Annotated in this window: 8 protein-coding genes; 3 read left to right on the forward strand and 5 right to left on the reverse strand. The window is 67.9% G+C overall.

Annotated features, from left to right (window positions below; genetic code table 11):
* A partial coding sequence (gene folP, locus KJ554_12845; protein MBU0743222.1) for a dihydropteroate synthase occupies positions 1-697 on the forward strand: 697 nt, incomplete at its 5' end.
* A gap of 75 nt (positions 698-772) precedes the next feature.
* A complete protein-coding gene (cdaA, locus tag KJ554_12850) occupies positions 773-1567 on the forward strand; it encodes a diadenylate cyclase CdaA (protein MBU0743223.1) in 795 nt (264 codons plus the stop codon).
* A gap of 805 nt (positions 1568-2372) precedes the next feature.
* Here the strand turns inward: cdaA and KJ554_12855 are convergent.
* From KJ554_12855 to KJ554_12875, 5 genes are all read right to left on the reverse strand, one after another.
* Complete coding sequence (locus KJ554_12855) at positions 2373-3347, reverse strand: hypothetical protein (protein ID MBU0743224.1); 975 nt, start codon at positions 3345-3347, stop codon at positions 2373-2375.
* 3 nt (positions 3348-3350) lie between these two features.
* Positions 3351-3569 carry a helix-turn-helix domain-containing protein gene (locus KJ554_12860; GenBank protein ID MBU0743225.1) on the reverse strand — a complete coding sequence of 73 codons (219 nt, stop codon included), beginning with the start codon at positions 3567-3569 and terminating at the stop codon, positions 3351-3353.
* A 207-nt stretch (positions 3570-3776) separates the two neighbouring features.
* Entirely contained in the window at positions 3777-4649 is an 873-nt protein-coding gene (locus KJ554_12865) for an alpha/beta fold hydrolase (protein MBU0743226.1), read from the reverse strand.
* Between the two features lie 2 nt (positions 4650-4651).
* Positions 4652-5485, reverse strand: a complete 834-nt coding sequence (locus KJ554_12870; GenBank protein MBU0743227.1) for an HAD-IIA family hydrolase — start codon at positions 5483-5485, stop codon at positions 4652-4654.
* The gene (locus KJ554_12875) at positions 5482-6618 is read right to left on the reverse strand and encodes a DUF3524 domain-containing protein (GenBank protein MBU0743228.1); all 1137 of its coding nucleotides are present in this window, start codon (positions 6616-6618) and stop codon (positions 5482-5484) included. The genes KJ554_12870 and KJ554_12875 overlap by 4 nt, the downstream gene beginning before the upstream one ends.
* A 143-nt stretch (positions 6619-6761) precedes the next feature.
* Between KJ554_12875 and KJ554_12880 the strand changes: the two genes are divergently transcribed.
* On the forward strand, positions 6762-9650 hold the full coding sequence (locus tag KJ554_12880; GenBank protein ID MBU0743229.1) for a S8 family serine peptidase: 2889 nt from the start codon (positions 6762-6764) through the stop codon (positions 9648-9650).
* Positions 9651-9800: the final 150 nt, after the last annotated feature.

Genomic DNA, 9800 nt, shown 5'->3' on the forward strand with positions numbered 1-9800 from the left:
CGCCGACCTGCTCGACGTGGGCGCCGAGTCGTCGCGCCCCGCCGCCGATCCCGTCGATGCGGCCCGCGAGCAGGAACGACTGCTGCCCGCCCTGGCCGCCATCCGCGAGGTCTGCGACCTGCCGCTCACGGTCGACACCCGCCGGGCCGACACCGCACGGCGCGCGCTGGACGCCGGCGCCGACGGCCTCAACGACATCACCGGCGGCCGGAACGATCCCGGAATGCTGACGCTGGCGGCGGACACCGGATGCGGACTGGTCCTGATGCACATGCGGGGCACGCCGCGCACCATGCAGATCGATCCCCGGTACGACGACGTGGTGGCCGAGGTGGCCGACGAGCTCGCGGCCTACGCGGAGGCGGCCGAGGCGGCCGGCGTGCAGCGCGCCCGCATCGCCGTCGATCCCGGCATCGGCTTCGGCAAGACCCTGGACCACAACCTGGCGTTGCTGGCCAACCTGAGCGAAGTGGCCCGTGGCAGGCCCCTGCTGGTGGGCGCCTCGCGCAAGTCCTTCATCGAACATCTGACCGGCGCGCCGACTCCCGAGCGCCTCGGCGGCAGCCTGGCCGCGGCGGCCGCCGCCTTCGCCCAGGGAGCGGCGGTCCTCAGGGTGCACGACGTCCGCGAGACCGCCCAGTGCCTGGCTGTCCTGTCCGCGCTGGAAGACCATCGACGAGGCCCTCTTCTACGTTGAGCCGTTGCGCGCGCGGTGCTAAGCTACGCCCCGCGACGTCCACGACGCGATTCAACCGAACGGTCCGGTACCCGAATGTTCAGCCTGCTCGCCGATTCGCCGATCATCGACCTCCTCGACATCCTGATCGTGGCCTTCCTGCTCTATCGCGTGGTGCTGCTGGTGCGCGGCACGCGCGCCACGCAGATGTTCTTCGGACTGGGCCTGCTGGTGGTCTTCTCCTGGCTCGCCGACCGGATCGGCCTGATCGTCGTCAAGCAGATCATCTCGTCCCTGCAGACGGTCTGGGTCGTGGCCTTCTTGATCATCTTCCAGCCGGAACTGCGGACGGCGCTGACCCACCTGGGGCGACGCCGCGGCATCCTCTTTTTCGCCGCGCCGGAGGAGATCCCGGCGCAGCAGGAGATCATCCACGCCGTCGAGAGGCTCTCGCGCAGGGGACTGGGTGCCCTGATCGTTCTGGAGCGGGAGATCAGCCTGGGCCGCTGGGCCAAGACGGGAACGCCGCTCGGGGCCGAGATCTCGGCCGAACTGCTCGAGTCCCTGTTCACCATGCCGGGCCCGCTGCACGACGGCGCGGTCATCATCAGCCAGGATCGGATCGCCGCCGCGGCCTGCATCCTCCCCAACACCGAGCGCACGGAGCTGGGCTACGTGCTGGGCACGCGCCACCGCGCCGCCATCGGCCTGAGCGAGGTGTCGGACGCCGCCGTCATCGTGGTCTCCGAGGAGACACGGGCCATCTCCCTGGCCTACGCCGGGGAGATCAAACGCGGCCTGTCGATAGACGACCTGACCACCGAGCTGAACCTCATCTTCACCCGCCACCCGGACAAGACGCGCGAACAGACCGAGACGCAACCCGCCTAGCCCGGGTCCCTCCGCCGCCGTCACGCCACAGGCCTACCCCGGCCCCCGAGCGGCACGAGATGTCCGAGAGGGCCTGGGCCAGGGCGAGCAGCAGGTTCCGCCGGCCGATCGGGTCCGCCGCCGGCGTCGCGTGCGCCCGCGGCAGGCTGGCGCTTCCCCGCCAGAGGGATGCGACGCCCCTCCCCCGGAAGTCGACATCGCCGCATGCGCCGACCCGTTCGCAATCGAGCCAGAGCGCGTAGCCGTCCGCCGCACCGGTAAAGCCGCAGGAGACGAGTCTCAGATCCTCGCGGATGTTCGCCTGCAGCTTGGCGACGTTGCGGCGGAGATATCGTTTCCATTCGTCGAGCGGCACGGCCCGGTTCCCTCCTCGTGGTCGAGCGGGGCGCGTCGATGGACCCGCCCGGAACGATCACGAGCCTTCCGGGCTCGCGGCTGAGCGGGGTGGGAAACCGGCGTGTCGAGTCGGGCGCCCGTGTCGCCACACCGGTTTGCTCCACGCGACGTGCCGAGTCCTCCCATCCTCGACCCGCCGCCCCCGTGCCGCGCGGCGAAGCAAGCGGAGGCCCCGATCGCCGGACGCGCCGTCCCCTATCGGCATGACGTTGCCGCGTGCCCGGTTACACAGCCGGGTGCCGCTTGCCGGATCTCCCGACTGGCGCCGCGGGTCGCTACGTCATGGTCTCCCGATCGACGCTTGCGCCGCGGGCCGTTCCGTAGCTGCAAGTAAAGGCGGGGGGTTGAGGGCGTGTACCGGACGCGGCACAGCCGTTCGTGGTATACACAGAACGGCCGTGAGCGGGGTTCAGATCGTCAACAGTTCCGGTTCGCGGACGACCGTGCGCTTGCCCCCGTAGCTGGTCGCCCCGGACTCGGGCTCGCCCGCGGGCATGTACGCCGCGAGCAGGCGTCCGAGCAGCGCCAGGGACAGCAATTCTCCCGAGCGGTAGCGGTATAGCCCTCCGTCGCGGTCGCTCTTGACGAAGAGAGCGCCGCACAGGCAGGATCCGCTGTCGATCACCGGCACGACGACGTCGGTATCGCACCATTTCAGGAAAGCCTTCTCCGGCAGCGTCAGGCCGTCGCCGGCGATCTCCGGCACGCCCAGCGGGCAGTCTGCGCTGATCAGCAGGGATCCCAGCCAGCCGTTGGCCGGGAAGGCGTAGTCCCTGCGACCGACCAGTTCCAGGCGGTCACCGTTCCTGCGGCAGATCAACAGGTCGCGCCCGAGACCCGTCCGCCGCAACATGACGCGCAGGGGCTCCAGCCACTCCATGGGATCGGCGGAGCGCTGCAGGGCCTGCAACACCACGGCGAACGAGAAGCGATCCGGCCGACCGGACTCGTTGACGTTCACGGGCCAATCCGCGGACAGCGCGTGCGGCGTTTCCGCCGCAACCGACTCGGCGGGCGACGCGTCCGTCTCCTCCCCCGATGCGAACGCCGCTGCGGCCTCCGCCACGGTCACGAACGACCGGTGGGGCAAGGGGCCGAACCGTTTGTCCAGCAACCAGTTGATGACCACGTTCGGCTGGACGAACACCATTTCACCGTCGTGATCCAGGAGCCGGCGCTGAGAGGTGGCGAGTTCCCCGGCCAGATCCTCGCTGATGGAGCCCAGCTCGCTCATATCGAGGATCAGCCCGGTCACCCCCTCGGCCATGAGCCGGGAAGCGAGCGCTGCGAACTCGCGCTGATCGCCGCTGGCCACGGTCCCGCTCAAGCGCAGACCGGCCACCGGCCCGCCGGTGAGATCGAGATGTCCGAAGGCGATCGCCATGGGTCAGACCAGCTCCATGGATAGCCAGTTGTCCAGCACCCTGCGCAGGAAGCGCCACTCGCTGCCGACCTTCTTGGCCGGGATCTTCCCTTCCTTGGCCAGGCGGCAGACCGTCTTGACGTGCATCTTCAGATACTCGGCGGCCTCGACCGAGGTCATGACCTGGTTCGCGTTCTTCTCGCCGCCGATGTAGATGGCGCCGTAATCCCTGGTGTCGTTCATGATTGTCGCGCTCCTTGGATGCGGGTTGAACCGATTCGACCCCCCGAAAAGCAACTACCATGCCCCCGGCAAGAACACCTCGAAAACGCGTTGTCCGGCGGAAATCGGGGGTTCATGGCCGCTTACGGGCATCAAGGGAAACGACGTGCCAGATGAGGGCAGTCTGGGAATGCCTGCTCCATTGCAAACCGCAACCGGGGCCGTGGATTATGAATGCTGACGGGGCTTGGTCCTGATGAACTGGAGCACCTCGCCGTGCAGGGACGACGGGCCGTGGGCCTCCAGGATCATGTGTCCGCCCGTCTGGTAGAGGCGGAATCTGGAAGACTTGTTGTGGACCTTCTTCTGGAGGTGCCGCAGGGAAGCGGCGTCTATGCGCTCGTCGTCCTCGCAGTGCGCGGCGTACACGGGCAGCTTGAGCTTGCCGATCTGACCTTTCGCCTTCTCCATGGCCTCGAAGACCTCCAGGTTCCAGCCGATCCGGCGGCGCAGCACGGGCAGGCGATGCAGGCCCAGGGCGATCATCAGGCGGGTCCAGAACGTGACCTTGGGAACCAGGGCCGGCGCCAGCAGGGAGAGGGTAGACGGGTGCTCGTTCTGTGTCAGCAGGATGGCCAGGGCGGCGCCGAAGCTGAAGCCCACCACGTGCACGCGGCGGCAGGCGCGCGACAGGATCCGATAACGCAGCGACACCTCGTTGAGACAGCTCTTCCACATGACCGTCGGCAGACCTTCGGTGCCCGTGCCGTGGCCGGGCAGGAGCATGCTGTAGACCTGGAAGCCGCTGTCGAACAGATGTTCGGCCAGACCCGCCAGATCGGCCGGACTACCCGTGGAGCCGTGAATCAGCAGCACACCCTCTTCGGCATCGTCCCGCACGCGCAGACGGGAACGTTGATCGGCGACGATGCCGGTGACAGCCTCGATCTCGGCCTGCAGACGGGCGTGCGCACGCAGCAGCGACGAGCGGGACCTGGCGTCACCGGCCCCGACCGGCTCCTGCTCCATCTCCCAGGCCGTCAAGGCGAGCTGAGAGAGCTGGCGGGGATCGCGCTTCTGGGTTTCTTCGGATGCCGCCAAGGTCATTCTCCGTCCATGGTTGCGCCGCCCGTACCGGACTCGGCCGCGTCGATCGCGGCAGGCGTGTCGGCGATGATGTCGGGCCAGTCCTGCTGGTCCATCCGACCCAGCACCGCGTGATCCGGATACTTGCCAGAGAGCACGAAAGCCGTGGTCATGCCGAGCTTCTTGGCGGTGACCAGGTCGTTCACCGGATCATCCGAGATAAATAGGGCTTCCTCGGCCCTGCCGCCAATCTTTTCCAGCGCCTGGCGGTAAATCCGCTCCTGCGGCTTGCCCACGACGACGGGATCGCGACGCGCTACCCCGGACAGGCCCGCGCAGGCGAAGCCGGGGCCGAATCGACGCTCACCCCGGCCGTCCAGATAGAACATGTTCCGGTGGAGCGCGACCAGCTCGGCGTCGTGATCCAGCAGTGCGGCCAGGGCTCCCTGCAGGTCCGACGGCCCGAGATCGGGGTTGGCGCCCAGCACCACCGCATCGCAGCGGCCGCCGGTGACGAGCGTGAACCCGGCTTCGCGCCACCAGTCTGCCATACCCGGCGAGCCCAGCCAGAGTATGCGTGTCTTCCCCCACCCCTCGAGCAGCCGGGCCCCGACTGCCAGGGCCGTCACCAGGTCTTCCGGCGCGACCGCGAATCCCACGCCACGCAGGGCGGACGCCAGGTCTTCCGGCGCATGGGTGGTATTGTTGCTGACCAGGATCCGGCCGCACCCCTTGTCACCAAGCCCGTTGAACCACGCCACCGATCCCGGCACGGGCTCGTAGCGCTTGTCGCGCACCAGCACGCCTTCGATGTCGATGAGGTAGCAGCGTGATTGCGGAGTACGACTCATGATCCGGACACCTCCTCGAACACCTCGTCGAATTGCGGGGCCAGGCGTTGCCAGCAGTAAGCGTCGCAGTCGAGCGGGAGCGAGCAGACATGACCGCAGGCGTCGCCCGCCAGCAACTCGTCCAGCAAGGACACCAATTCGTCCTCCCCCGCGTAGAAATGGCGTCCCCGACACCGGTCGCCGTAGAGAGAGGGATAGACCTGTTCGCGGGGCAGGACCGGATAGGCCCCGGCATGCACGGCCTCCGCGACGGAGATGCCGAAATACTCCTGGGCGGCGCAGCTCACCACGATGTCCGCCGACTCCAGCAACCGCTCGTACGCCCCGTGCGCCGGCACGAAACCGCAGGCGTCGATGCGATCCGCGAGTCGAGCGCGCAGTCCGGCGAAGACCTCGTCCCTCTGCCGGGTCTCGCCCAGCAGCAGGAGGCGGAACCGACGACCGGCGTCGGCGAGCCTCGACATGACGCCGGCGAACATCTCCGGCCTCTTGTCGAACTCCCAGCGATGGTTCCACAGGATGACATGGGTGCGCCCGTCGCGCGGCCAGCCGGGCCCCGTCCCGACGGTGCAGGCGCCGCCCAGGTAGGGGGCGAAGCTTCCGGCGGGGTGCGGGGTGCGCTCCAGGCCGACCGGCATCACGCCGCTTTTCGCCTCCAGGCGCGGCCTCACGCCCCGGGGCACCGCCTCGGGCATCCGGGCCAGGTAGCCGGGCAGGGAACCCAGGAACAGGTCCCTGTGGAACGCCGAGTTGAAAAGCACACGATCGGCCGCCAGGCAACTCAGGATGTTGGTGAAGCCGAAGTGGAAATCGAATTCCTCTTCCGGCGACAGCGGGTAGGTCAGCTGGTTCTCGTGCATGTAGAGCAGCAGGGGCGTCCGGTCCATCGGCGGTCTCAACAGACCCCGCAGGTCGGCCGCGTTCAGGAAGTCGGTCGCGATGATCAGGTCGGCCGTCGCGCCGTCCGCGGCGATGCGGTCGGCGAACCAGACCGCCGCTCCGCGCATGCGCCACTTCCAGAAACGCGCCGGCAGGGTCAGGGCCATGATGGAATGGCGGGAGTGACGGGCGAGACCTTCGCGGAACGAACGGTGGGATCCGCCGTCGTAGGGCTCCAGAAAGAGGATTCGCAAGGGCGGACCTTTCGACCTCATCGGGGAACGGAATCGTCCACATTGAAGATGGCCATCATTTTTCGTATAATATGTCGGATCCCCTTTCCCCGCCAATAACTTGTGATGAGGTCACACGATGACCCAGCAGCGAGGTTAAGTACATGAAAAGAACGGCGATGCTGACCGTGTTCTCCATACTGGCCCTGGCCTCGTGTGTCGCGACGACCACCATGGCGGACAGTCTGGTCGGATACCTGCCCGGGCGCGTGCTCCTCGACCTGGAACCGGGATTCACGCCCACGGTCACCAAGACCGCCGCGGGTCTGATCGTGGACGACTCCGGATTCCAGCGGCTGAACGACCGTTTCGCCGCCGAAACGCTCGAACCCCTTCACGCCACCGTGATATCCGCCGACAAGGCGGCCGCTGACGTCCTGCGACGCCAATGGGTCGTGGAGATGGACCGGGATGCCGACCTGGACGAGGCCGTCGCCGCCTACACCGCCCTGCCCGGCGTGCGCCAGGCGTACAAGGACGAGATCCGTACCCTGCACATCGCCGTGCCCGACGACCCGCTCCTCGTACAGCAGTGGTACCTGCGGAACCTCGGCTACGGCAACAAGGACATCCGCTGGATGGGCGGCTGGGCCGAAGCCCAGGGCGACAGCAACATCGTCATCGCCATCATCGACTCCGGGGTCGACTGGCAGCATCCCGACCTGGGCGGCACCAACGCCGACCACACCGACGGCTGCATCTGGATAAACTGGACGGAGTATTTCGGCACGCCCGGCGTCGATGACGACTCCAACGGCAGGCTCGACGACATTCGCGGCTGGGATTTCGTCACAAATTCGACCAGCCCCTGGCCGGGCGAGGACGCCACCGTCGCCGACAACGACCCCATGGACTTCGCCGGTCACGGCACGGGCTGCGCCGGTTGCGCGGCGGCCGTCACCGACAACGGCGTGGGCATCTCCGGCACGTCGGGCGGATCCAAGATCATGGCCCTGCGCGCGGGATGGCTGCGCAGCGACGGCATCGGCGTGGTCAGCATGGCCTTCGTGGCGCAAGCCATAACCTACGCCACCAGCATGGGCGCCGACATCATCAACTGCAGCTGGGGCAGCTCGAGCTACCTGTACAGTTCCCTGAACAACGCCGTCGCCAACGGCGTGGTCATCGTCAACGCGGCCGGCAACGACAGCGACGACATCCCCGAGTACCTCGACACCTATTCCGGCTCGATCTCCGTGGCGGCCCTGAACCAGTACGACCAGAAGGCCAGTTTCTCCAATTACGGCATCTGGGTCGAGATCTCGGCTCCCGGCGACAACATCCACACGACCTGGTACAACCACGGCACCGCCTCGAGCACGTACGCCACCGTGGACGGCACCTCCTTCTCCTCGCCCATCACCTGCGGCGTCATCGCCCTGTTGTGGTCCGCCGATCCGGGCTTGACCCGCACGGAGGTCATCAACCTGATGTACGACACCTGCGACAACCTCGACGCCGCCAATCCCAGCCTCGTGGGCTGGCTGGGTGCCGGACGCGCGAACCTGCTGACCGCGCTGGGCGACAACTTCCAGAAGGTGCCGGACGAGTTTGCGGACTACTTCGACGCCGTCAACGAGGCCGCCCCGGGCGACACCATCGCCGTGCGCGGATCCCACGGCTTGAGCGGCCCCGTCACGATCTGGGACAAGAGCCTCTATCACCTGGGAGGCTGGGACGAGACCTACGACACGCGCGATCCGGCGGGCAACCCGACCGTGATCACCGGCACGTCCTCCACCACCGCCATGCTGGTGCCGGACAGCATCGGTCCCGACGTCGTCGTCGACGGTTTCCGCTGCACGGGCGGCACCGGACAGTATTTCAACGGCATACCCTACACGGGCAGTTTCGGGGGCGGCATCGTGATCAACGGCGACGCCATCCTGCGCAACATCGACGTGACCGGCAACGGCACCGGCAACATCATCGAGGGGGGCGGGGGCGGCGGCGTGATCTTCAACGACTCCGCGGCCACCATGGAGAACTCCACCATCCACGACAACACGTCCCTCTACGGCTGTGGCGTCTACGTCTACGGCGGCTCGCCGACCCTGGTGGACTGTGACATCTACGACAACGCGCCGAGCGACAACTTCCTGTTCTATCCGCTGGGCGGAGGGCTCTACGTCACGGACACCGACCTGACCATGACCGGCTGCAGGGTGTACGGCCATACGGGATTGCGATCGGGAGGCGGCCTCTACGTCGCCGACAACGCCGGCGCGACGGCCCTGGACATGTCCCTCAGCGTCGTGTCCGGCAACTCGGCCACGGACACGGGAGGCGGTCTGTACCTGTCGAGCACGGGCGTCAACACCCTCACCGGGAACACCTTCGTGGACAACGATGCGGCCAGCGCGGGCGGCGGCATTTACATCCTGTCCTCGACGGCGACGCTCGCCAACAACATCGTCGCCTTCAACACCGGCACCGGCGTCGAGGCCTCCGCCTCCGCGCTGAACCTGACCTGCAACGACGTCTACGGCAACACGGCGGCCGAGTACGCCGGCGTCACGGATCCCACCGGCAGCGACGGCAACGTCTCCGTCGATCCCGCGTTCTGCGACGCCGTCGCGGGCGATTACACCATCGAGGACACGTCGCCCTGCATGCCCGCCCAGTCCGGCGGTTGCGGCCAGATCGGCGCCCTGGGCCAGGGCTGCACCGGCGGCACCGGCATCGATGACGGACCGGGCCAGGGACCGGCGCCCTCGAGATTCGCCGTCGAGCCCAACTTCCCCAACCCCTTCAACCCCTCGACGATGCTCCGCTTCTCGCTGCCCGAGGCCTCCGTCACGACGCTCCGCGTCTACGACGTGGCCGGACGGCTGGTGCGGACGCTGATCGACGGCGAGATGCCCGCCGCCGTGCACGCCGTCGAGTGGCGGGGCGAAAGCGACGATGGTCGCCGTGTCGCGGCCGGCGTCTACTTCTACCGCATCCGTGCCGGCGATCACTCGCACATCGGGCAGATGGCTTTGATCAAGTAGTGGGGCCGGGGGGCGTGGTCCCGCGCTCGCTCGCTTAGGCGCTGCGCGAGGCGCTCACCGAGCGCGGGACGACGCCCCCCTCCCGCCAGCTCGCCCTGACGAGGGGCCCGCCTCACGGCGGGCCCTTCTTCATGCGCCCTCCACGGGGAG

This window comes from bacterium (genome assembly GCA_018814885.1).
Taxonomy (GTDB): domain Bacteria; phylum Krumholzibacteriota; class Krumholzibacteriia; order LZORAL124-64-63; family LZORAL124-64-63; genus JAHIYU01.

Excerpts from the sequence above, each read along its gene's own strand:
- KJ554_12880 (MBU0743229.1), top strand. The coding sequence starts at position 6,762 with ATGAAAAGAACGGCGATGCTGACCGTGTTCTCCATACTGGCCCTGGCC.
- KJ554_12860 (MBU0743225.1), bottom strand. The coding sequence starts at position 3,569 with ATGAACGACACCAGGGATTACGGCGCCATCTACATCGGCGGCGAGAAG.
- KJ554_12870 (MBU0743227.1), bottom strand. The coding sequence starts at position 5,485 with ATGAGTCGTACTCCGCAATCACGCTGCTACCTCATCGACATCGAAGGC.
- KJ554_12855 (MBU0743224.1), bottom strand. The coding sequence starts at position 3,347 with ATGGCGATCGCCTTCGGACATCTCGATCTCACCGGCGGGCCGGTGGCC.
- cdaA (MBU0743223.1), top strand. The coding sequence starts at position 773 with ATGTTCAGCCTGCTCGCCGATTCGCCGATCATCGACCTCCTCGACATC.